This is a genomic window from Pseudomonas sp. SW-3, assembly GCF_016615645.1.
In the GTDB taxonomy this organism is placed as follows: Bacteria; Pseudomonadota; Gammaproteobacteria; order Pseudomonadales; family Pseudomonadaceae; genus Aquipseudomonas; species Aquipseudomonas mandelii.
Genome location: NZ_CP067098.1, coordinates 6,448,511 through 6,469,016, shown reverse-complemented (window position 1 = coordinate 6,469,016; position 20,506 = coordinate 6,448,511). Strand labels below are relative to the sequence as shown.

The window sequence follows — 20,506 nt, the reverse complement described above, 5'->3', positions numbered from 1 at the left end:
GGCTGCTCGCCGTCACGCCGGATCGATCTGTTTCCATATATTGCACCGCCTTTCTGGCGGAAGTCCCGGTGTTAACCTCCGGACGTCCACCTCAAGGAGCCCGACACCATGCATGCCATCAGTTTTATTCAGGATCTGGCAGTGATCATGTTGGTCGCAGGGGTGGTGACGGTGCTGTTCCACCGCTTCAAACAGCCGGTGGTGCTGGGTTATATCGTCGCCGGCTTCATCATCGGTCCGCACACGCCGCCGTTCGGCCTGATCCATGACGAAGAAACCATCAAGACCCTCGCGGAACTCGGGGTGATTTTCCTGATGTTCTGCCTGGGCCTGGAGTTCAGCCTGCGCAAGCTGTTCAAGGTCGGTGCCACAGCATTCATCGCGGCGTTCCTCGAAATCGTGCTGATGATCTGGATCGGCTACGAAATCGGCCAATGGTTTGACTGGAACACCATGGATTCGCTGTTCCTCGGCGCGATCCTGGCGATTTCCTCGACCACCATCATCGTCAAGGCGCTCAACGACCTGAAGATGAAGAACGAGCGCTTTGCCCAGCTGATCTTCGGTGTGCTGATTGTCGAGGACATCCTCGGTATCGGCATCATTGCCTTGCTGTCGAGCATCGCGGTCAGCGGCACGGTCAGTTCTGGCGAAGTGTTTTCCACGGTGGGCAAGCTCTCGCTGTTCATGATCGTGGCACTGGTCATTGGCATCTTGCTGGTGCCGCGATTACTGGCCTATGTGGCGAAGTTCGAAAGCAATGAAATGCTGCTGATCACTGTGCTGGGCCTGTGTTTCGGCTTCTGCCTGCTGGTGGTCAAGCTCGAATACAGCATGGTCCTGGGCGCGTTCCTGATTGGGGCGATCATGGCCGAGTCACGGCAATTGCTGAAGATCGAGCGCTTGATCGAGCCGGTTCGCGACCTGTTCAGTGCAATCTTCTTTGTGGCGATCGGGTTGATGCTCGATCCGATGATCCTGCTGCAATACGCCTGGCCAATCGCAGTGATTACCGTGGCCGTTGTGCTCGGCAAAATGCTTTCCTGCGGCCTCGGGGCCTTTATCGCCGGCAATGACGGACGCACCTCACTGCGTGTAGGGATGGGGCTTTCGCAGATTGGCGAATTCTCCTTCATCATCGCTGCGCTGGGCATGACGCTGCAGGTCACCAGCAACTTCCTCTACCCGGTCGCCGTGGCAGTCTCGGTGATTACCACGTTGCTGACACCGTATCTGATCCGCGCGGCTGATCCGCTGTCGATCAAGCTTGCTGCGGTGATGCCGCAGCGGCTGGCGCGAGTGTTGGGGATGTACGGCGAGTGGCTGCGCAGCATTCAGCCTCAGGGCGAGGGCGCGCTGCTGGCGTCGATGATCCGGCGGATTCTGTTGCAGGTCGGGGTCAATCTGGCGCTGGTGATTGCGATCTTTTTTTCCGGCGCGTATTTCGCCGAACGCATGTCCGTGTACCTGCAAGCGTGGATCAGCGATCCGAGCTGGCAGAAAGCGTTGATCTGGGGCGGGGCGTTGCTGTTGTCGCTGCCGTTTCTGATCGCCGCTTATCGTAAGCTCAAGGCGCTGTCGATGCTGTTGGCGGAGATGGGCGTGAAGCCGGAGATGGCAGGGCGCCACACGCAGCGAGTGCGCCGGGTGATCGCCGAAGTGATCCCGATCCTCTCGCTGCTGGTGATCTTCCTGCTGCTGGCAGCCTTGTCGGCCAGTATTTTGCCGACCAACAAGTTGCTGGTACTGATCGTCGTGGTGGCCGCCGGGGTGGCAGCACTGCTCTGGCGCTGGTTCATCCGCGTGCACACGCGGATGCAGGTGGCGTTGCTCGAAACACTGGACAACCACAAGGAGTCGTCCGGGCATTGACCACGCGGCGCGTCAGACGACTCAGCTTTCCAGCCAGACGTCCCGCGCCCAGTGCCACACCGATTCCCAGGTTTCTTCGGCGACCAGCTCTTCTTCGGCCAACCACAGCACCACGGTGCCGTCTTCTTCGACCAAGTAGTAATTGTCGCCGTCCTGGCAAATCGGGATCATGCTGCGATCAACACCCGCATCCCAGGCGTTGGCAGCAACGTCTGGCAGGTAGGTGTGGGATTGCGGGTCTGTGACGGTCACCGGCTCCAGGCTGCCGTAGACAACGTCGCTGACAGTCAGCAAAAACTCTCTGAAGACGAAGGGAATGTCGATGAACAGTTGTTCCTCGATTTCCACGATCTGGTCTTCGTCAGGCAACTCCAAGGGGACCGGTACCGGTTCGTTGGCTTCACGCAGTTGTTCGATGATTTCTTCCACGTCCGGGATCCTCTTGCTTGATGGCGCGGTTTAGTTGGGGCGGTTTATACAGTAGCTCGCTACAGATGCAACTGCGAAATAGAAAACCCCGGCCGAGGCCGGGGTTTCTATTACAGCATGCGTAACGCGGAGGGGATCAGCCGTTCTGGCGGATACCGGCCACCAGCCAAGGCTGGTTTTCGCCCTGCGGACGTTCCATGTTCCAGCTTTCGCTGAACACTTCGCCCTGGTCGAAACGCGAAGTCTTCGACACACCGGTAAAGGTCAGGGTGGCGATGGTCTTGTCGGCACGATCATCCACGCCGTCCAGTTGAACATTGAGGTTATCAATGTAGGTGGACTGGAAACCTTCGCCGAGGTCGGCACGTTCACGCTTCAGGAACTCCAGCAATTGCGGGGTCACGAACTCGGCGATCTTGTCCATTTCGTTGGAGTCCCAGTGTTGCTGCAGGGACTGGAAGTGGTTGCGGGCCGCTTCAATGAAGTTCTGTTCATTGAACCAGGCTGGCGCGTTGATTACCGGACGAGCGGCAGCAGGTGCCGCCGAGCCGCCGAAGATCGAACCCATGCCGGCTGGCTTCTGCTCGAACACTTCACGTTGCATCGGTGCGCCAGCTGGAGCCAGGTGCTCCTGTTGCTTGCGACGACGAGCGGCGATGAAGCGGAAGATCAGGAACGCAATGACAGCCATGATCAGGATGTCGAAGATCTGCATGCCCTGGAAGCCGTCGCCCATGAACATGGAGGCCAGCAGGCCACCGGCAGCGATGCCGGCCAGAGGGCCGAGCCAGCGCGAAGCTCCGCCGGCCTTGGCGGCAGCGCCAGCGGCACCGGCCGCGCCCGCAGTGGCAGCAGCACCACCGGCGGCAGAAGAAGGAGCCATTTGGCTGGTCTGGTGAGTCGGCGCAGCGCCGGAGCTCTTGCCGCCACCAAAGCGCTTGGCGTTGGCGTCGAGGCTCATCGTCAGGCCGATGCACAACGCCATGGCGATGCTAAGAAAACGTTTCATAAAGGGAATTCCCATTTGTGGATGGCACGCGCGCCATGTTGCACAGCTGAAGTGTTACTGGCTAGCGGCAGAGTGTTTCTGGCTTTTGCCTGACAGGTTGCGTTCAGCTTCGGTCAGCGCAATAGGGCCTGTTAACTTTGGTCTGTAGGACGAGGAGATAAGTTCTGTAGGAATGCCCGTAGCGGGCGCGGCGCAGATAGATCGTTCCCACGCTCTGGGTGGTAACGCCGCCATGGACGCTCTGCGTCCACTGTGATGCGGAGCGTCACGAGATGCATTCCCACGCCGAGCGTGGGAACGATCATAGGCGCCTAAATAGCTTCCAGCTTGGCGTAACCGAGCATCAGCCACTTGCTGCCTTCGCTGAAGTTCACCTGCACCCGGGCCTGGGCTCCGGCGCCCTCGAAGTTCAGGATCACGCCGTCGCCAAACACAGAATGCCGCACGGCCTGACCGAGGCTGAACCCGGTGTCCGGAATCTCGCTGCCGCCAAACAGGCTGCTGGAGCTCTGTTGCTGACCACCGCCGAACGGACGGCTGACGCTGTTGGACAGCCGCACCTCCTGGATCAGGCCTTTCGGCACTTCTCGCACGAAACGCGACACCTTGTTGTAGGTCTCGCTGCCGTACAGGCGTCGGGTTTCCGCGTAGGTCATCACCAGGTTCTGCATCGCCCGCGTAATGCCGACGTAAGCCAGACGGCGCTCCTCTTCAAGACGCCCCGGCTCTTCCAGGCTCATCTTGTGCGGGAACAGGCCTTCTTCCATGCCCACGAGGAACACGTAAGGGAATTCCAGGCCCTTGGCGCTGTGCAAGGTCATCAGCTGAATGCTGTCTTCGTGCTCGTCGGCCTGGGTATCACCGGCCTCCAGCGACGCGTGGCCGAGGAACGCCGCCAATGGCGTCAGGTCTTCATCTTCTTCAGCGTTTTCGAAGTTGCGCGCGGCGCTGACCAGTTCCTCAAGGTTCTCTACCCGGGCCTGGCCTTTCTCGCCTTTTTCCGCTTCGTGGTAGGCAATCAGCCCCGACTGTTCGATAACCGTCTGGGTCATCAGGTGCAGCGGCATTTCCATGCACTTGGCGGCAAGGTTCTCGATCAGCTCGATAAATGCGCCGAGCGCGCCAGCGGCACGCCCGGTCAGGCCTTTATTGGCGACCAGCAAGCGCATGGCTTCCCACATCGATACGTCACTGTGGCGCGCATGGTCGCGAATCGCTTCAACGGTTTTCTCGCCGATGCCACGGGCCGGAACGTTGATGACCCGCTCCAGCGCCGCATCGTTGCCGCGACCTTCCAGCAAACGCAGGTAGGCCATGGCGTTCTTGATTTCGGCGCGCTCGAAGAAGCGCTGCCCACCATAGATGCGGTACGGAATGCGCTCGCGCAGTAACGCTTCTTCCAAAACGCGCGATTGGGCGTTGGAGCGGTACAAAATCGCGATATCGCTACGGACCAAGCCGGTTTTCAGCGCGCTTTCGATGGTTTCCACCACGTAACGTGCTTCGTCGTGCTCGTTGAACGCGGCGTACAGATTGATCGCTTCGCCTTCGCCGCCATCGGTCCACAGTTCTTTACCCATGCGCCCGGTGTTGTTGGCGATCAGGGCGTTGGCAGCCTTGAGAATCCCGGCGGTGGAGCGGTAGTTTTGCTCCAGACGAATGGTCTCGGCATCCGGGAAATCGTCGGAATACTGATAAATGTTCTCGATTTTCGCGCCGCGCCAGCCGTAGATCGACTGATCGTCGTCGCCCACCACCATCAAACTGTCGCCGCCCTTGGCCAGCAGACGCAACCAGGCGTACTGAACGGCGTTGGTGTCCTGGAACTCGTCCACCAGAATGTGCCGGAAGCGCTTCTGGTAATGGGCCAGCAGGCCCGGGTGATCGCGCCACAGGTCGAGGGCACGCAGCAGCAATTCGGAGAAGTCGATAACACCGGCGCGCAGGCAAGCGGCCTCGTAGGCCTCATAAATGCTGCGCATGGTGGCCAGGAACAGGTCGCCGCTGGCTTGAATGTGTTGTGGGCGCAGACCTTCGTCTTTCTGCCCGTTGATAAACCACTGAGCCTGGCGGGCCGGCCAGCGTTGCTCGTCCAGCCCCAGCTCGCGGATCACCCGCTTGACCAGCCGTTGCTGGTCGTCGCTGTCGAGAATCTGGAAGGTCTGGCTCAGGCCGGCTTCCTGCCAGTGCGCCCGCAGCAAGCGGTGCGCCAGGCCGTGGAAGGTGCCGACCCACATGCCGGCCGGGTTGATACCCATCAGCTGCTCGATGCGATGACGCATCTCGGCAGCGGCCTTATTGGTGAAGGTCACCGACAGGATCGAGTGGGGCGAGGCGTTCTCGACCTGGATCAACCAGGCGATACGGTGCACTAGCACTCGGGTTTTACCGGAACCAGCACCGGCCAGGACCAACTGACGACCCACGGAGGCAGCTACGGCCTGGCGTTGGGCATCGTTGAGGGAGTTCAGCAGAAGGGAGAGATCATCGCGCATCGGGGCATTCTAGGGTGCGCCGTCACACCGGGCAAACCGAGCTTTGCATTAGCCGATGAAAGAAGCACGAATGACGACCGGTCAGTCACTGGCTGCAAGCGTTGGCGGGGCTCGCTCCAAGGGTTTTGAGGCGGCGGCGGGGGGCTGAAATTTTGTCGATTTTATGATCCGGGGCAGTTTGGTAAGGGCATCGGCTTGTGTATGCTCCGTCCACGTTTCGGGCTCATGCTCACCATTATAAGAACAAGAACATTGCCTATGACCCTCAGCTCCGACCTGTCGGGCCCTTCTGTGGAGCCCCGGGTTATCCGCAAACAGTACGCCATGGAAATGGCGGTCGAGCGCACGCGCCTGCTCTACCAGGGCTCGCTGCTGCCTACGCTGTTCATGCTGATCAACGGGCTGGTCTGTGCCGCACTGCTCTGGAGTCCGCAGCGCTACTTCATCGTCAGCGTCTGGCTGATCTGGCTTCTATCGCTGGTGGCCCTGCGGGTGATTCAAGTCGCGGCCTTCGATTCGGCCATTCCCAATCGCCAGGCCCATCCGGTCTGGCGTCGCATGTTCCTGCTGGGCTCCGCCATGACAGGCCTGACCCTGGCCGGTGCCGGCATCGCTCTGGTTCCCGCTGATAATTTCATGCAGCAAGCCTGGGTATTCGGCCTGATCGGCGCCGCCGCCCTGTCGGCCAGCGTTGCGTATGCGGTCAGCCTGCCGGCATTCCTGTCCTTTACCTTGCCCTGCCTGTTGCCGGCCATCGCCTATCTCTTCTGGGGTGGAGATGAACAAGGCCAGGGTTGGGGCTGGTTCGGGCTGATTTTATTGGGCGCGTTGAGCGTGGTGGCCTGGCAGGTCAACAGGTTGATCGACAGCGGCTTGCTACGGCGCTTTCAGAATCAGGCCCTGATCGAGCATCTGCAGCAGGCGCAGAGCTGCGGCGACCAGCTCAATCACGAGTTGGCTAAAGAGATTGATCATCGCCGGTGCGCCGAAGACAAGTTGCGCGAAGCCCAGGTCGAGCTGGAAAACCGGGTCGCCCAGCGCAGCCTCGAACTGGACGCGGCCAACCAGGCCCTGAGCAAGAGCGAAGCGCGACTGGCGCTGGCGTTGAAGGCCAGTGAACTCGGGCTGTGGGACTGGAACCTGCAAACTGACGAAGTCCATCACACCCAACTTCAAGAGTTGTTCGGCCTGGAACCGGAATTCGTCACCGCGATGCTCAGCCACCTCAAGCCTCGCCTTCACCCCGAAGACTTGCCGTCGCTGCGTCGTGCCCTGGTCGAGCATTTGAAAGGCCGCAGCGAGGATTACCAGATCGAATACCGGGTGCGGCACGGCGACGGTCACTGGGTCTGGATCGAGGACCGTGGACGAGCGGTCGAGCGCAGCGAAAATGGTCGGGTGATCCGCATGGTCGGCACCCGCCGCGACATCAGCGCGAGCAAGGGCCAGGAAGAACAGCGCCAACTGGCGGCGACGGTGTTTGAGGCGGCCAGCGAAGGCATCGTGATTTTCGACCCCAATTACGCGCTGATCGCGGTCAATCAGGCTTTCAGCCGGGTCACCGGCTACGACATCGACGACATGATCGGGCGCAACGTCGTCGAGTTGCCGTGCAGCCGCGATGCGCGCAGGCACTACGGCGCGATCCATCATGCGCTGGAACAGCACGGCACGTGGCAGGGCGAGCTGGTGGAAACCCGCAAAAACGGCGAGCTCTATCCACAGTGGCTGCAACTCAACGCTGTTCGGGATGCTCGGGGAAAGGTGAGCCATATTGTCGGCTTCTTCGCCGATCTATCCGCTCGACGGGAATCCGAAGAGCGCATGCGCTATCTGACCCATTACGATGAACTCACGGGCCTGGCCAACCGTTCGCTGTTCCGTGAACGGCTGCGCGAGGCTCATCAGCGGGTGCGTCAGGGTGGGCGTCGCAGCCTGGCGCTGCTGCATATCAACCTGGATCGTTTCAAGCTGCTCAATGACAGCCTTGGCCATGAAGTCGCTGACCAGTTGCTGCAGAAAATGGCCCGGCGGCTGGTCAACGCATTGCCCGAGGCGGACACCATCGCGCGGCTTTCCGGTGACGAATTTGCGGTGATATTCGATGCCTACGGCAACCTGTCGAGCCTGGCGCGCGTGGCGACCCGATTGTCGACCAAACTGCGTTTGCCGATCACCGTCGATGGCCATGAACTGGTGGTCAGCGCCTCGATGGGCATCAGCATGTTGCCGGACACCGCCAGGGAAATTTCCGCGCTGGTCAGCCAGTCGAACATTGCCATGCAGCACGCCAAACACTTGGGCGGCAACAACTTCCAGTTCTACACCGAGAGCTTGCAGGCCAGCACCCTTGAGCGATTGCAGCTTGAAAATCAGCTGCGCAAAGCGATCGAAGAGAAGCAGCTGCAAGTCTATTACCAGCCGAAACTTTGCCTCGCCACCGGGCGCCTGAACGCTGCCGAAGCGTTGGTGCGCTGGGATCATCCGACCATGGGGCGTGTGCCGCCCGCTGAATTTATCGGTCTGGCGGAGGAAACCGGGCTGATCGGTCCGATCGGCGAGTTCGTGTTGCGCCAAGCCTGTTGGCAGGCCTGCGAATGGCAACGGCAGGGGCTTGAGCCGATTCGCGTGTCGGTCAATTTGTCGGTGCATCAATTGCGCCAGGGCAAGTTGGTCAGCCTGGTGCGGCAGGTACTGGAAGAAACCGGCCTGGCGCCGCACTACCTGGAGCTCGAACTCACCGAAAGCCAGTTGCTGGACAGCGTCGAGCACATCATCGCGACGTTCCAGCAGCTGCGGGATCTGGGCGTGAAACTGGCGATCGACGATTTCGGCACGGGCTATTCGTCCCTGAGTTATCTCAAGCGCATTCCCGTGGATTACGTGAAGATCGATCAGGCGTTTATCCGCGGTCTGGGGCAGGGCAGCGAGGACGCAGCGATCACCCGGGCGATCATCGCCATGGCGCATGGCTTGTCGCTGAAAGTGGTGGCTGAAGGTGTGGAGCGCGCAGAGCAGCTGGAATTCTTGAAAGCCGAGCGCTGCGATGAAGTGCAGGGTTACCTGATCAGCCGTCCAGTCGAGGCCGATGACCTGGCGGCGCTTTTAGGTGAGGACGCAAAACCCTTGTAAGTGCTACATCAAGCGTATGTGGCGTGGAATGGGGACATCGAGTTACGCATTGAGCAGGCAAAAAGCCGATTCATGTAGTATAACTACAAGCTTGCTACATCCCCGGCCCCTGCCAATAACAAAGAGTCCAGACCTTTGAATCTGCTGCAACACATCGCCCAGTCACGCCACCTCTTACGCAAGTCGGAGCTCAAGGTCGCCGACCACGTGCTGCTTGATCCGGCGGCGGTGATGCACAGCTCCATGGCCGACCTGGCCCATAGCGTGGGCATCAGTGAGCCGACCATCGTGCGCTTCTGCCGCGCCATCGGTTGTTCCGGTTTCCAGGACTTGAAACTCAAGCTCGCGCAGAGCCTTGCGGCAGGTGCGAGTTTTGGTCAGTTTGCGATCCATGAAGACGATTCGGTCGCGGACTACAGCCTGAAAATCTTCGACACTACCCTGCACACCTTGATGGAGGTTCGCGAGAAGCTCGATCCGGTGGAATTGCAGAGGGCTGTGTCGCTGATGTCCCAGGCCCAACGCGTCGAGTTCTACGGCTTTGGCGCGTCGGGCGCGGTGGCGGCGGATGCCCAGCACAAATTCTTCCGTTTGCTGCTGACTGCGGCGGCGTATTCCGATCCGCACATGCAAGCGATGTCTGCGGTCACCTTGAAACCGACCGATGTGGCGATCTGTATTTCCCAGTCCGGGCGTTCCAAGGATTTGTTGATCACCGCTAACCTGGTGCGCGAGAGCGGCGCCTCGTTGATCACGTTGTGCCCGAGCCAGACGCCGTTGGCCGAGCTGTCGACCGTCAACCTGGCGATTGATGTGCATGAAGACACTGAAATCTACACGCCGCTGACCTCGCGTATCGCTCACCTGGTGGTGATCGACGTATTGGCGATGGGCGTGGCCATGGCGCGCGGGCCGAGCCTGGTCAACCACCTCAAGAGCGTCAAACGCAGTCTGCGCAGCTTGCGGCTGTCGCCCAAATCAGTGAAAGCCCTCGACGACTGATAATGGCTGGAATTGTGGCGAGGGAGCTTGCTACCGCTGGGCTGCGGAGCGGCCCCAAACCATTCACAGCGATGTTCTGACCAATCGCATCAGGCTCATTACGACGGCTGTGCAGCCGGGCGGGAGCAAGCTCCCTCGCCACAGGTTCGCGGTCAGTCTGCGAGTTTCATCGTTCTGTAACCCACCCGCCGCCAAACCGTCATCCCTCGCGCCTATCTTGAAACTCCCGTAATCGCCTTGGGAGACTCGAAATGGCCCAGCCCTACGAAGAACGCAACAGCGCCGTCAAAACCCGTCGCCAGCAAGAAGACCAGCGCCGCATGGAATTTCGCCGCGCCATCGAAGATCGCTGCGAGCGCCGCCAGTTGCTGGCCGAGATCGGCGATTTTTCTGATCTGGAACTCAACTACTGGCAGGCAGCTCCCGCAACTTCCCGTCGAAACGCTCAACCAGGGCGCTGATCTGCACCCGTTCGCTGCGGATAAACGCAAGGAATGCGTGGGCCACCGGCGACAGCCGTTTGGCCTTGGCCTGCACCAGGCACCAGCTGCGGTACAGCGGCAGTTCTTCGACCGGTAACTCGATCAATCCGCCGGTCGCCAACTCAAGGTTCAGGGCGTGGCGCGTCAACAGCGCGACGCCCAGACCCGCCAGCACACATTCACGCTGGGCTTCGGCCGATGAGACCTCCTGCGTCTGGTTGAAGTGCACGCGCTTCTCTTTGAAATACTCTTCGCACGCCATACGCGTTCCAGAGCCGGGCTCGCGCAGCAGCAGGGTGTAAGGCTCGAGGTCTTGCAGGCGCAGCGGCCCCATGTGACACAGCGGATGGTCCGGTGGCGCCACGGCCACGATCGGGTTGTTGAGGAACGGCAGGAATTCCAGCCCCATGTCCTGCGGCACCATGGACATGATCACCAGGTCGTCGCGGTTATCAGACAATCGACGGATCACCTGCCCTCGGTTGACCACCGTCAGTTGCAGATTCACTTCCGGATGCTGACGCTTGAACGCAGCAAACAAGTGCGGGACGAAATACTTTGCGCTGGATTCCACCGCCAGTTTCAGCTGTCCCTGCAACGATCCCTGCATGTCCGACAGCTGCATATCGAGGTTTTCCAGGCGCCCGAAAATGTCTCGACTGGCACGCTGTAGTGCTTCGGCGGCTTCCGTCATGTAGAGTTTTTTGCCGACGTAATCGAACAAAGGCTGACCAATCAGCTCCTCAAGCTGACGAATCTGCAAGCTGACGGCCGGTTGGGTGAGGGACATTTCATCGGCTGCCCGGCTGTACGACCTCAAATCACAGACCTCATTGAAGATCTGCAATTGACGCAATGTCATACGCATCAATGACTTACGCATTTTATAAGCACTCTCGCCACAAGCTGATGGATCAACTATAAGTCTTTACTTATGGCTAACCCAATTATTAATCATTTTTGTTAATCCCTTGTGGGGGCTAGTGTGGGGCTGCGACTAAGTCGAAACATTTAGTCACGCGTCGACCTGGTCTAGCAGGTCGTGGGTACCACCGGCTCAAGGGAACCTCCAAGTGATAAAAAAGATCCTGATCGCCAACCGTGGTGAGATTGCCGTACGAATCGTGCGTGCCTGCGCCGAGATGGGCATTCGCTCGGTCGCGATCTATTCCGACGCCGATCGCCATGCCTTGCATGTGAAGCGTGCGGATGAGGCCCACAGCATCGGTGCCGAGCCATTGGCCGGTTACCTGAATGCGCGCAAGCTGGTGAATCTGGCGGTCGAAACCGGTTGTGATGCCTTGCATCCCGGCTATGGTTTCCTGTCGGAAAACGCTGAACTGGCGGACATTTGCGCCGAGCGCGGCATCAAGTTCATCGGTCCATCGGCTGAAGTAATTCGCCGCATGGGCGACAAGACTGAAGCCCGTCGCAGCATGATCAAGGCAGGCGTACCCGTCACCCCGGGGACCGAAGGCAACGTCGCGGACATCGCCGAAGCCTTGGTCGAAGGTGACCGCATCGGTTATCCGGTCATGCTCAAGGCCACGTCCGGTGGTGGTGGCCGGGGTATTCGTCGTTGCGACAGCCGTGAAGAACTCGAACAAGCCTTCCCGCGCGTCATTTCCGAAGCCACCAAGGCCTTCGGTTCGGCGGAAGTGTTCCTGGAAAAATGCATCGTCAACCCGAAACACATCGAAGCGCAGATCCTCGGCGACAGCTTTGGCAACGTGGTGCACCTGTTCGAGCGTGATTGCTCGATCCAGCGCCGTAACCAGAAGCTCATCGAAATCGCGCCAAGCCCGCAACTGACCCCGGAACAGCGCGCCTACATCGGCGACCTGTCTGTGCGCGCAGCCAAGGCCGTGGGCTACGAGAACGCCGGCACCGTGGAGTTCCTGCTCGCCGAGGGCGAGGTGTACTTCATGGAGATGAACACCCGGGTGCAGGTGGAACACACCATCACCGAAGAAATCACCGGGATCGACATCGTCCGTGAGCAGATCCGCATTGCGTCCGGCCTGCCGCTGTCGGTGAAACAGGAAGACATCCAGCACCGCGGTTTCGCGCTGCAATTCCGGATCAACGCCGAAGACCCGAAAAACAACTTCCTGCCGAGCTTCGGCAAGATCACCCGTTACTACGCGCCCGGCGGCCCCGGCGTGCGCACCGACACGGCCATCTACACCGGCTACACCATTCCGCCGTTCTACGACTCCATGTGCCTGAAACTGGTGGTGTGGGCGCTGACTTGGGAAGAAGCAATGGACCGTGGCTTGCGCGCCCTCGACGACATGCGTCTGCAAGGGGTCAAGACCACTGCCGCGTACTACCAGGAAATCCTGCGTAACCCTGAATTCCGTAGCGGCCAGTTCAATACCAGCTTCGTTGATAGCCACCCTGAACTGACCAACTACTCGATCAAGCGCAAACCCGAAGAGCTGGCCCTGGCCATCGCCGCCGCCATCGCCGCCCACGCAGGCCTGTGAGGAATATAAGAATGAGCAAGAAGATCTTTGTAACCGACACCATCCTGCGCGACGCCCACCAATCGCTGCTCGCCACCCGCATGCGCACCGAAGACATGCTGCCGATCTGCGACAAGCTCGACAAAGTCGGCTACTGGTCGCTGGAATGCTGGGGCGGCGCGACTTTCGACGCTTGCGTACGCTTCCTCAAAGAAGACCCGTGGGAGCGTCTGCGCCAACTGCGCGCCGCGCTGCCTAACACGCGCCTGCAAATGCTCCTGCGTGGCCAGAACCTGCTGGGCTACCGCCATTACAGCGACGATGTGGTCAGGGCTTTCGTCGCCAAGGCCGCGGTCAACGGCATCGACGTATTCCGCATCTTCGATGCCATGAATGATGTGCGTAACCTGCGCGTCGCCATCGAAGCCGTAAAAGCGGCCGGCAAACATGCCCAAGGCACCATCGCGTACACCACCAGCCCGGTGCACACCATTGACGCGTTCGTGGCTCAAGCCAAGCAAATGGAAGCCATGGGTTGCGACTCGGTGGCGATCAAGGACATGGCCGGTTTGCTGACGCCATACGCCACCGGCGAACTGGTCAAGGCGTTGAAATCCGAGCAATCGCTGCCGGTGTTCATCCACTCCCACGACACCGCTGGCCTGGCCACGATGTGCCAACTCAAGGCCATCGAAAACGGTGCCGACCACATCGACACCGCGATCTCCAGCTTCGCTTCGGGCACCAGCCACCCAGGCACCGAGTCGATGGTCGCCGCCCTTAAAGGCAGCGAGTTCGACACCGGTTTGAACCTGGAGCTGCTGCAAGAGATCGGTCTGTATTTCTACGCCGTGCGCAAGAAATACCACCAGTTCGAAAGCGAGTTCACCGCAGTCGATACCCGTGTGCAAGTCAACCAGGTACCGGGCGGGATGATCTCCAACCTGGCCAACCAGCTGAAAGAGCAGGGGGCCCTGAACCGCATGGCCGAGGTGCTGGCCGAAATCCCGCGAGTTCGTGAAGACCTTGGTTTCCCGCCGCTGGTGACCCCGACCTCGCAAATCGTTGGCACCCAGGCGTTCTTCAACGTGCTGGCCGGCGAGCGCTACAAGACCATCACCAACGAAGTGAAGCTCTACCTGCAAGGCGGCTACGGCAAGGCGCCGGGCACTGTGAACGAGAAACTGCGTCGTCAGGCGATTGGTAGCGAAGACGTGATCGACGTGCGTCCGGCCGATTTGCTGAAGCCGGAAATGACCAAGCTGCGTGCCGAGATCGGTGCCGTGGCCAAGTCTGAAGAAGACGTGCTGACTTACGCCATGTTCCCGGACATCGGCCGCAAATTCCTCGAAGAACGCGCGGCCGGCACCCTGACGCCAGAAGTGCTGCTGCCGATTCCTGAAGCCGGCGGTGTGACCTCGGCCGGTGGTGAAGGCGTGCCGACCGAGTTCGTCATCGACGTCCACGGCGAAACCTACCGCGTCGACATTACCGGTGTTGGCGTCAAGGCTGAAGGTAAGCGTCACTTCTATCTGTCGATCGACGGCATGCCGGAAGAAGTGGTGTTCGAACCGCTCAACGAATTCGTCAGCGGCGGCAACAGCAAGCGCAAGCAAGCCACAGCTCCGGGCCACGTCAGCACCACCATGCCGGGCAACATCGTCGACGTGCTGGTCAAGGAAGGCGATACCGTGAAGGCCGGCCAGGCCGTGCTGATCACCGAAGCGATGAAGATGGAAACCGAAGTCCAGGCGGCCATCGCCGGTAAAGTCACCGCCATCCATGTGGCGAAGGGCGACCGGGTGAACCCGGGCGAAATCCTGATCGAGATCGAAGGCTGAGATAACAGCCTCGATACACCGTTTTAAACCTCGGGGGGGCATGTGCTCCCCTTTTTTTTGCCCGCAGTTTCGCGTTTGAACATGTGGGAGCGAGCCTGCTCGCTCCCACTGGGACTGGGTGAATCAATGGTTGATCAGAACGCCATCCGCCACTGTCCCATTACTCCGTGATTGCGACTGTCAGTGCCGATCTCGCCGTTAAGGCCGACCCCCAACGTATGTTTCGCTGACAAGCCAAGGTCCAGACCTGTATCAACCAGCAAGCTGTCACGGTCCAGCGGCGCACCGGAAACGGTGAAGTTCTTTCCGCCCGTTGCCAGTCGCTGACGGGTGTCGATGTCGATATCCCCGTAGGTGTGTTTCCAGCCGGCACTGAACCGCGGGGTCAGTTGCATGCCGTTATCCAGGGTGTTGATCTTCGCCAGTCGCAGGCCGAACGTGCTGTTGAGGTTGTTCTGGGTCTGGCCGTGGACTTTCAACGCTGCCGCGCCACCTTTTTCCGTGTAACCGTCGCGCTGATAGCGTTGGTAGCCAAGGCTGGCAAAGGGTTCGATGCTGACATTGGCTCGACCCAGGTTGTAACCCACTTCCGCGAAGGCCTGCTGGGTGCTGGCAGCATAACGGCCTTCGGGGCGGTCGCTGAAACCGTTGAAGGCAACCCGACGTTTAGTGCCGGCGTCGTGATTGCTGTAGGTCGCGCCCAGACGCAGCGACATGGGGCCGCTCTGGCGCAGGGCATAGGCGCCCAAGTGCCAGCTGTCGAGATCGCCGTCTAGTTCGCGGCTGTCCAGGCGAGTCTCAGACTTGCCGCCCATCACACCGACACGCCATTCCTCATCGACACCCCAATCTGCGCCCAGAACGAGGCCTTTGGTCGACGTTTGCAGAGCGTAGTGGTCGCGATCCAGCGTTCCACCGTGTCCCAAGGCTTGCAGCCAGACCCTGCCGTTTTCCGGGCTGCCGGCGGCGAGTCGTGGCGAGTTGGAACGGTTGCCGCGTGGGTTGTACGCGCTGGCGCGGTCCAGTTGGCGCATGGTCGAGAGCAAGGAGGCGCTGACGGGGCTGTCGCTGTTGAGGGTTGCCTTGGCGAGGTTGGCATTGCTGTCACCGGCCAGTTGCTCAAGAGCGTAGGTGGCGGTGGATTTGTCGGTGGTGAGCAGGGCGGTGACGGCCGCATTGGACTCACTTGTTTTAGCCGTCGGCTCGGCCACGCTTTGGCCAAACGCTCGAGCATTGTCGTCTGCGGCGAAATCCTCTATCGGTACTTCATTGCGAGCGTAGTTGAGCACCACATCAGTCTTGGAGTAAGACAGCTTCGGCGTCATGTACGCCAGATTGCTCGTGACGCTACCGAATTTTCCTTCCACCAGGCCGGCTTTCAGCACTGTGTAATCACTGCTGTCGGGATAGTTGCCCGGCAGTGCAGCAACCTCCAGTGAGGCATTTTCAAGCGCTGCAATACCTTCGACGATGATGGTGGGAGGCTTGCCGGTAGCCGTTACGCCGTAGGAGAGCGTGGCACCCTCTGTGAATATCAGGTCTCCTTTGATGCGTGGAGCGCCAAGCCGCTCGCTGACCTGCAATGTACCGTCTACATAAAGATTGCGTACTTCACCTTGGCCTCCGTAGCGACCCCCTTCGCGAACAATGGCATCACCCGCGATGCTGCCCATGTTGAACAGCGATGCGCCGTCCAATACCTCGGCTCCGCGGTCGAAGTCGTCTTTACCCGTCAAAGACCAAGCGCCTTGCGCGACTCGCAACCCGGAAAAGTTACTGGTTTTGTCGAGTACGCCGCCCTCGGGGGAGTCGAGCAGTATTGCGTTTTTCCCACCACCGCCCTGAATTTCTCCTGCAAAGCTGACACCGCTACCGATGATAAGAAGGTCATCTCCCATCCCCAGTGTCAGTGAGACGCCGTCGATGCTTTCGTACCGCCCTGCTGCAGTGGTGCGCTTGACGCCATCGGCATTTGAGAATTCGTCGAACGTCATCGGTAAATCGTTATCTACCGTTTCGAGCGGGACATCATTGTTCCCGGGTAACTCGTAAAGAGGCTCTGCTGGATCGATGGGTTCCGTGGTAGCGGCTACAGGTGGAGCAGGATTCGCTGGCACCTCAGCCGAAACCGGGCCGGGTTCGCCTTCCGGTGTTGCGGGCGATGGCGGTGGGAGCGAATCGTCGGCAGTTTCGGGAAAGTCGTAAAGGTGCGCTGCGAGATCTACAGGTTCCGGGGCAGCCGAATCAGTTGGCGGCTGAATTACCGGTTCTTGGGGCTTTAGTGAAGCGGGTTTGACGGCATGCTGCATCGGACCAATGAAGTTCCTGATCGCCAAAAGATCATCACTTTTTCGCCAAGCGGTTGTTCGAGCTTTTTTGTCGGGCGCTTCGACAGCCGCTTCAATCTCTGGTTGCTGAGCCATCGATACATCGATGCAGCCAAGGGAGAGGGCGATCGCCAGGGCGAGTCGATGCGGGCGATAAGTGGACGGCGTGGGCATTGAATTTGACCTTGTTTTTGAGAAGGTCAAACTCTAGGAGGGAGCGCTGGTCCTTGAATGCCGGGCGTTTCCGGCATTTTTGAAGGGCCATGGAAATTCGGTTGTAGCAAAAATCCTACTCCGCAGATTACGTGTGCATTGGCCTTCACACGGTGGAGTATTTGCCTACAACCTTTCCGGACTGGTCTGTTTTTTACGGATCAGAAACTCATCTGCCACTGCCCAATCACCCCATGATTGCGGCTGTTGCTCCCCATCTCTCCGCTGTACCCAATCCCCACCGAATGCCGCGCCGAAATGCCCAGGTCCAGCCCGGCTTCCAGCACCAGACTGTCACGGTCCAGTGAACTGCCATCAACGCTGAACGCCGTTCCCCCGACCACAAAAGCCTGACGCGTCGAGTTACTGACATCGCCATAGGTGTGCTTCCAGCCTGCGGTCATACGGGGCGTCAGGCTCATACCGTTCTCCAGTGAACTCAGGTGCGCCAGGCGCAAGCCGAAGGTGCTGCTGAAGTTGTCCTGGGTTTGTTTGTCGACTTGAAGGGCGGCGGCGCCGCCTTTTTCCTGGTAGCGGTCGCGGTGATAACGCTGGTAGCCGAGGTTGGCAAACGGCTCGGCACTGAGTCGACCGCTGCCCATTGCGTAGCCCAGTTCGGCGAAGGCCTGCTGGCTGTCGGCGTCGTAATCGCCTTTTGGGCGGTCGCTGAAGCCGTTGAAGGCCACCGTGCGTTTGCTTTCACCCTGATGACCGCTGTACGCGGCACCAAGGCGCAAAGCGAAGGGACCGCTTTGGCGCAAGGCATAGACGCCGGCGTGCCAGCTCTCGACATTGCCATCGACTCCCGTGGCATCCAGATCTGTTTTCGAATAACCGCCCAGAACACCCAATCGCCATTGTGGATTGAGCGCCCAGTCGGCCCCGAGCACGCTGCCTTTGGTGCGCTGCTCCAGACCGCTGCTGCCATGCTCGCCATCGAGCTTGCCGTAGCCGCCGATGGCTTGCAGCCAGAGTCGGCCTTGGGCGTTCGGGTCATTGAGGTTGCGGGCTTCGGAGGGAACGCCAGCGGCGGCGAGTACTGGGGTGTCGCGCTGATCCAGGCCGACCAGCAATCCTGGGCCACCGCCCATTTGCTGCATCGCCGACAGCATGCTGCTGCCGATCTGGCTGCTGGCGCTGAGGGTGGCGCTGGTCAGGTTGGCATTGCTGGCGCCGGCGAGTTGCTCGATCGCCGCGCCGGCCGTGGCGCTGGTGGTGTTCAGCAGTGCGTTGTAGAGCGCGTTGTTTTTGCCCATCGAGGCCAGGCTGTTGGCGGCGTTGCTGCCGTTACCCGTGACGGCGAATTCGTTGAAGGCGACATCGTTGCGCGTGTAGGTCAGGTCGACTTGTGTCGGGGTGTAAGCGAGGGTCGGCGTGATGAACGCGTAGTCGCTGGTGACCTTGCCGAAGGTGCCGTTGATGCTCGCGGCTTGCAGGACGGTGTAGTGGCTCTGCCACGGATAAGTGCCGCTGCCAGGGTTCACCGCCAGGGTTGAGCCGTTCAGGTTGGCTAAGCCGCCGACCTGGATCGGCGCGCTGCTGCCATCGGCATTGACGCCGTAGGCCAGGGTCGCGCCGCTGCCCATGGTCAAGTCGTGGGTGATGGTTGCTGTGCCGAGTTGAGTGTTGGTCCGTAACGTCCCGTTGACCAGCAAGTTGCCGACCGAACCACCACCGGCATATACACCGCCCGCATCGACGGTCAAAGTGCCAGCGATGCCGCCTTGGTTGATCAGCGTTGCACCATTGCGCACCGCGCCGCCGTCGCTGAAATCACCGCTGCCGGTCAGCGTCCAGGCCCCGTGCCTGACCTCCAGCCATTCGAAGTTGCGACTCGCACCGAAATGTCCGCCCGCCGCGTCGTCCATCACCACGCGGTCGTCACCGCTGCCGCCGTCGACCATGCCGACGAAGCGGCTGCCATTGCGCACTGTCAGGTTGTCGTTGCCGCCACCCAAATCCAGCGCCAGGCCATTGCTGCCGCTGATCGTGCCGCCGTTGATCACGCTGTCATCGAACCCGCCGACGAACTTCACGCCGAATCCGTCGAGGCCCTGAATGGTGCCGAAGTTTTCCAGCGTGGTCGCGGCCACGCCCGAACCGCCGCTGCCGTCGTCCACCAAAATGGCGCTGTTGGCGCCGCTGATCAGCGCCCCGTTGGCGTTCAATACATAGCCGCCACCCAACGCGATGCCTTCGCTGCCGTTGGCGAACCCCCCCTTGTCGACACCGCCGGCACCGACACCTTGAATGGTGCCGTAGTTTTCGATGTGGGCGAGCTTGTCGATGTCCACGCCATCACCGTCGCCATTGGGTTGCAGGCCCGAATAAGCACCGGTAATCGTGCCGTGGTTGATGACGGTGCCGTCGCCATCGGAGCCGAAGCCCGAGCCGTTGCGGCCGGTGATTTGACCGTAGTTGGTGAGTGTCGCGCCCAGGTCAGTGGTGATGCCATGGCGGCCACCGAAAATGCTGCCGTAGTTGGTCACCGTCACGCCGGTCGCGGTGTCGATGTCGATACCGTCGAATTTGTTGTCAGCGATTCGAGCGTCGCCGGTAGAGATCTCGCCATAGTTGGTGATTATCGCGTTGGCGCCGGTCTTCATGCCATCGCTGGCGTCCCCGCGAATCAACCCGCCTGCGCGGTTGATGATCGTCGTTTTGACCCCGGCACTGCGCAGCGCATCCAGGTCCAGCCCTTGGCCGGTGGTCGAGCGGATAATGCCGCTGTTGTCGATCAGCAAGCTGCCGCTGGCGAAGTTGCTGTCGATGCGCAATGCGTCGTTGAAACCGAGAATCTGCCCACCCGCGCGGTTATAAATGCTGTAGTTGCGTGCCTGGGTCAGGTCACCGCTGCTGTCGATCGCCCGGCCGCCGGTCGAGGTGATCCTGCCCGAGTTATCGATCACCACACCCACACCGCTGGTGCTGTCTTTCAGGCTCACTGCCTTGCCAGCGTTGGTGATGCTGCCCGGCGCTAAAATCGTCAGCGTGTCTGCGCCGCCCAGGGTTTGTGCAGCGGTGGTCGGCGTGTCGATCTGCACATTCTTGAAGGGTGCGGCGTGGGCGCCGGTGCTGATCAACAACGCGATGCTGAGTGCCAGGCGCTGGGGGGAGAAGGGCATGTGAGACGGCCTTTTTGTTATAAGCGGGCCGTCTTGTATAGCGGAGGGTTTTTACAGAATGATGTCTGCGCGCCCCCCTGTATCTGCATTATTTTGCATTCTAAAACGGCT

General features: G+C 60.3%; 12 protein-coding genes. 6 read left to right on the top strand and 6 right to left on the bottom strand.

Annotated features, from left to right (window positions below; translation table 11 throughout):
• Positions 1-108: 108 nt before the first annotated feature.
• Positions 109-1,872, top strand: a complete 1,764-nt coding sequence (locus JIO00_RS29355) for a cation:proton antiporter (RefSeq protein WP_010465380.1) — start codon at positions 109-111, stop codon at positions 1,870-1,872.
• Between the two features lie 21 nt (positions 1,873-1,893).
• On the opposite strand, the gene JIO00_RS29350 is transcribed toward JIO00_RS29355, so the two are convergent.
• The 3 genes from JIO00_RS29350 to uvrD form a co-directional block, all read right to left on the bottom strand.
• The gene (locus JIO00_RS29350) at positions 1,894-2,301 is read right to left on the bottom strand and encodes an SMI1/KNR4 family protein (RefSeq protein WP_010465379.1); all 408 of its coding nucleotides are present in this window, start codon (positions 2,299-2,301) and stop codon (positions 1,894-1,896) included.
• Positions 2,302-2,437: 136 nt separating this feature from the next.
• The gene (locus tag JIO00_RS29345; protein WP_010465378.1) at positions 2,438-3,310 is read right to left on the bottom strand and encodes a Tim44 domain-containing protein; all 873 of its coding nucleotides are present in this window, start codon (positions 3,308-3,310) and stop codon (positions 2,438-2,440) included.
• A 311-nt stretch (positions 3,311-3,621) separates the two neighbouring features.
• Complete coding sequence (uvrD, locus tag JIO00_RS29340) at positions 3,622-5,805, bottom strand: DNA helicase II (protein ID WP_200667317.1); 2,184 nt, start codon at positions 5,803-5,805, stop codon at positions 3,622-3,624.
• A 258-nt stretch (positions 5,806-6,063) separates the two neighbouring features.
• On the opposite strand from uvrD, the gene JIO00_RS29335 reads away from it, so the two are divergent.
• From JIO00_RS29335 to JIO00_RS29325, 3 genes are all read left to right on the top strand, one after another.
• Positions 6,064-8,937 (top strand): EAL domain-containing protein, encoded by a 2,874-nt coding sequence (locus JIO00_RS29335; protein ID WP_010465376.1) that lies wholly within the window; start codon positions 6,064-6,066, stop codon positions 8,935-8,937.
• 135 nt (positions 8,938-9,072) lie between these two features.
• Positions 9,073-9,939: a transcriptional regulator HexR gene (gene hexR, locus JIO00_RS29330; RefSeq protein ID WP_008027445.1), complete on the top strand. Its 867-nt coding sequence runs from the start codon at positions 9,073-9,075 to the stop codon at positions 9,937-9,939.
• Between the two features lie 251 nt (positions 9,940-10,190).
• The gene (locus JIO00_RS29325) at positions 10,191-10,400 is read left to right on the top strand and encodes a PA3496 family putative envelope integrity protein (RefSeq protein WP_010465375.1); all 210 of its coding nucleotides are present in this window, start codon (positions 10,191-10,193) and stop codon (positions 10,398-10,400) included.
• On the opposite strand, the gene JIO00_RS29320 is transcribed toward JIO00_RS29325, so the two are convergent.
• Positions 10,342-11,304, bottom strand: coding sequence for a LysR family transcriptional regulator (locus JIO00_RS29320; RefSeq protein ID WP_010465374.1), 963 nt, complete (start codon positions 11,302-11,304; stop codon positions 10,342-10,344). The two genes, JIO00_RS29325 and JIO00_RS29320, sit on opposite strands and share 59 nt — an antisense overlap.
• A gap of 190 nt (positions 11,305-11,494) precedes the next feature.
• Here JIO00_RS29320 and JIO00_RS29315 point away from each other — a divergent pair, with 190 nt between their 5' ends.
• Positions 11,495-12,910: an acetyl-CoA carboxylase biotin carboxylase subunit gene (locus JIO00_RS29315; RefSeq protein ID WP_010465373.1), complete on the top strand. Its 1,416-nt coding sequence runs from the start codon at positions 11,495-11,497 to the stop codon at positions 12,908-12,910.
• A gap of 11 nt (positions 12,911-12,921) precedes the next feature.
• A complete protein-coding gene (gene oadA / locus JIO00_RS29310; RefSeq protein ID WP_010465372.1) occupies positions 12,922-14,730 on the top strand; it encodes a sodium-extruding oxaloacetate decarboxylase subunit alpha in 1,809 nt (602 codons plus the stop codon).
• Positions 14,731-14,864: 134 nt separating this feature from the next.
• On the opposite strand, the gene JIO00_RS29305 is transcribed toward oadA, so the two are convergent.
• Entirely contained in the window at positions 14,865-17,231 is a 2,367-nt protein-coding gene (locus JIO00_RS29305) for an autotransporter outer membrane beta-barrel domain-containing protein (protein WP_325166914.1), read from the bottom strand.
• 200 nt (positions 17,232-17,431) lie between these two features.
• Entirely contained in the window at positions 17,432-20,395 is a 2,964-nt protein-coding gene (locus JIO00_RS29300; RefSeq protein WP_200667316.1) for an autotransporter outer membrane beta-barrel domain-containing protein, read from the bottom strand.
• Between the last annotated feature and the right edge of the window lie 111 nt (positions 20,396-20,506).

Excerpts from the sequence above, each read along its gene's own strand:
- JIO00_RS29355 (WP_010465380.1), top strand. The coding sequence starts at position 109 with ATGCATGCCATCAGTTTTATTCAGGATCTGGCAGTGATCATGTTGGTC.
- JIO00_RS29345 (WP_010465378.1), bottom strand. The coding sequence starts at position 3,310 with ATGAAACGTTTTCTTAGCATCGCCATGGCGTTGTGCATCGGCCTGACG.
- uvrD (WP_200667317.1), bottom strand. The coding sequence starts at position 5,805 with ATGCGCGATGATCTCTCCCTTCTGCTGAACTCCCTCAACGATGCCCAA.
- JIO00_RS29335 (WP_010465376.1), top strand. The coding sequence starts at position 6,064 with ATGACCCTCAGCTCCGACCTGTCGGGCCCTTCTGTGGAGCCCCGGGTT.
- JIO00_RS29325 (WP_010465375.1), top strand. The coding sequence starts at position 10,191 with ATGGCCCAGCCCTACGAAGAACGCAACAGCGCCGTCAAAACCCGTCGC.
- JIO00_RS29320 (WP_010465374.1), bottom strand. The coding sequence starts at position 11,304 with ATGCGTAAGTCATTGATGCGTATGACATTGCGTCAATTGCAGATCTTC.
- oadA (WP_010465372.1), top strand. The coding sequence starts at position 12,922 with ATGAGCAAGAAGATCTTTGTAACCGACACCATCCTGCGCGACGCCCAC.
- JIO00_RS29305 (WP_325166914.1), bottom strand. The coding sequence starts at position 17,231 with ATGCCCACGCCGTCCACTTATCGCCCGCATCGACTCGCCCTGGCGATC.
- JIO00_RS29300 (WP_200667316.1), bottom strand. The coding sequence starts at position 20,395 with ATGCCCTTCTCCCCCCAGCGCCTGGCACTCAGCATCGCGTTGTTGATC.